The 1,102-nt window shown below is 67.8% G+C and carries 1 protein-coding gene; it reads right to left on the bottom strand.

From position 1 onward, the window contains the following. Positions 1-96: 96 nt before the first annotated feature. Positions 97-951, bottom strand: a complete 855-nt coding sequence (locus tag CWC38_RS11825) for a 3-hydroxyacyl-CoA dehydrogenase (RefSeq protein WP_121846895.1) — start codon at positions 949-951, stop codon at positions 97-99. Between the last annotated feature and the right edge of the window lie 151 nt (positions 952-1,102).

Here is a 1,102-nt window from a genome sequence, read left to right as displayed (position 1 = left end):
CAATAACGGAGCAGATGCAGAAAACGGGTCCGGATTCTGCATCTGCTCAGTTGTTGCGGCGCCCGGCAGGCGCGGCGGGCGCCCCGGTTCAGCCCCTCACTCGTACGTGTAGAAGCCCTGCCCGGAGCTGCGGCCCATGTGGCCCTGGTCGATGTACTCCCGCTTGACCCGCTCCGCGACCCGCCGGGACTCCTCGGTCCCCGCGTTCATGTTGATCTGGTAGTAGGTCTCCATGCCCACGTGGTCCAGGATCTGGAAGGGGCCCAGGGGTGAACCGGTGGCGGTGCGCCACGTGCGGTCGATGTCCTCGGCCTGCGCGATGTCGTTGACCCACAGGTGGGATGCGGCGGTGAGGAAGGGTACCAGCAGCGAGTTGAGGATGTAGCCCGCCTGCTCCTTCTGGATGTGGATGGCCACCATCCCGATCTGCTCCGCGAACGCCAGCACGGCGTCCACCGCGGCGGGATCCGTGCCCGCGTGGCCCATGACCTCGCCGGTGTTGTTGCGCCACACCTCGTTGGCGAAGTGCAGGGCCAGGAACCGCTCCGGGTGCCCCGTGGCCTCCGCGATGTCGCTGGGCAGCAGGGTGGAGGAGTTGGTGCAGAAGATGGTCTTCTCCGGCGCCACCTCACCGATCTGCGCCCAGACCTTCTTCTTCAGCTCCAGGTTCTCGGGGACGGCCTCGATCACGATGTCCGCGTCCGCGAGCGCCGCCGCCAGGTCCGTGGTCCCGCTCAGGCGGGAGGTCGCCGCCGCCAGCTGCTCGGGTGTGGCCGCCATGTCCCGCACGTAGAGCGCCGAGAGCCGCTCCCACTTGGCGGGAAGCTTGGACACGATCTCCTCGCTGATGTCGTACACCGTCACGGTCTTGCCGAAGTACGCGGCCTGGAAGGCGATCTGCGATCCGAGCACCCCGGATCCGATCACGGTCACGTTGGTCAGTTCAGCCATGATGTTCTCCCTCACTGCTGTGCGAGCTGCGCGCGGGTTGTTCCCCGCGAGCCCCGGAGTCCACGGGCGTGGCCCCCGTCACTCACCCTACTCGCACGTAGTTTTCGCACCCCAGGGCGACGACGCCGCCTCGCCACCTCCTGCGGCGCCC

The organism is Kocuria tytonicola (assembly GCF_003687455.1).
GTDB classification, from domain to species: Bacteria; Actinomycetota; Actinomycetes; order Actinomycetales; family Micrococcaceae; genus Kocuria; species Kocuria tytonicola.
Note: the sequence above shows the minus strand (reverse complement) of the source record. Positions and strands in the feature narration are given on the sequence as shown.

Bases quoted from the DNA above. Each gene is read 5' to 3' on its own strand.
- CWC38_RS11825 (WP_121846895.1), bottom strand. From the start codon at position 951: ATGGCTGAACTGACCAACGTGACCGTGATCGGATCCGGGGTGCTCGGA.